Annotated in this window: 1 protein-coding gene; it reads right to left on the reverse strand. The window is 35.3% G+C overall.

Annotated features, from left to right (window positions below; all coding sequences use genetic code 11):
• Positions 1–144: 144 nt before the first annotated feature.
• Positions 145–765 (reverse strand): helix-turn-helix domain-containing protein, encoded by a 621-nt coding sequence (locus tag NNN71_RS24570; protein ID WP_271459577.1) that lies wholly within the window; start codon positions 763–765, stop codon positions 145–147.
• Positions 766–1,372 lie beyond the last annotated feature (607 nt).

Consider the following 1,372-nt stretch of genomic DNA (forward strand, 5'->3'; position numbering starts at 1 on the left):
ACAATATAGGGTGCGGATTCTCAATGAGATCAAAAATATGGATAACCTCAGTAGAATCTGAATTTTCAAAAAAATCATCGATGAGCCCCAAAACTCCCTGCCTGGTGTAAGAACAGTAAGTATGTACATAAAATTCCATAGCACTTATCCTTTCTCTTTAGGACTCCATTCGATAATCATTCCATTTTTAATATCTAGTTGACCATTATCTCTGTAATGATTCACAACGCGCATTATCGTACTCTTTGAATACTTTGTTCTTTCCTGAAGAAATTTATAAACAGATATTGATTTTCTGAACTCTGGCGGAAGCATGCTCAGTACAGTAATGAGTTCTCCTATTGCTTGTTTAACTGATGCCCCATTAAGATTCGCATCCCGACGCCATATAGCTTGAGATTTATACTTTTCAACCATCCATAACTCTCTGAATAAATTGAATTTCTCCACTATGCTTAATGCGGTTTCTTTTTTTATCCTATAGGCTACTGAATGTGCTCTTATCTCACCATAAAAGTACGCTTCACTTTCAGGGTGATCGGTACCACTCATTATGTAAGGAGCAAGTGCCGTACAGAATACCAGGTCATCCATCGTTCTTCTGATATCCATAGCGCCTTCTGTAAGAAAGACGAAGTCAGTATTGTTTGGTTTTACCCCTAACGTGCGCTCAATTCCAATTTCACTTTTTATTATGATGCGCGCAGCTCCTGATGATAACCATTTAGAGATAATTAACTTCATTTCATCATTCGGTTTCATCATATGCAAAATTCTCGTTATAGAAAGTGGAGTTTTGACATCTATGTTCAATTAGCTTGCCCGATGTAAGTATATTCACATGGCAAATACTTTGCTTGCAAGATGGGGAATTAATTAATTTCATATCGAAATGGTAACCTAATGAAATTAAATGAAATTATTAGGTAATATACAACCCCTTTGTGGTTCAAGCATTTGCCTGTAGTGATATTGGCAATATTTAATTCCGTTTTTTAATAATTGCGCATGATAAACACCATGCATTATTTTTATTTTATGAAGTTTATGACTAGATGGTTCTTGATGCTCATGTACATGGCAGTGTCATTTGAATACTCTCTTTACATAAATTTACAGTAAAGGCCAAAATGTCTGGCAATTCATTAAACGAGAAATAATTGATTCCGTTATTAAATCAGGAGTTGCACCTCGATTCTCCATTTTGCTCGCAGCATCTTACACCTCAAGTTTATTGACCAATTCCATCTTCTCTACATCAATAATGGGAATAAACAAAACTCAACCACCAGGAAAAATAGCACCTGAACATCAATCAGTTACGATAATCCTCGTCAATCAACCACCGGAATTTTTTTAATAAATTGATATG

Origin of the sequence: Kluyvera sp. Awk 3 (assembly GCF_028069715.1) — a bacterium.
Taxonomy (GTDB): domain Bacteria; phylum Pseudomonadota; class Gammaproteobacteria; order Enterobacterales; family Enterobacteriaceae; genus Kluyvera; species Kluyvera georgiana_A.

Coding starts and splice junctions, on each gene's coding strand:
- NNN71_RS24570 (WP_271459577.1), bottom strand. CDS start 765: ATGATGAAACCGAATGATGAAATGAAGTTAATTATCTCTAAATGGTTA.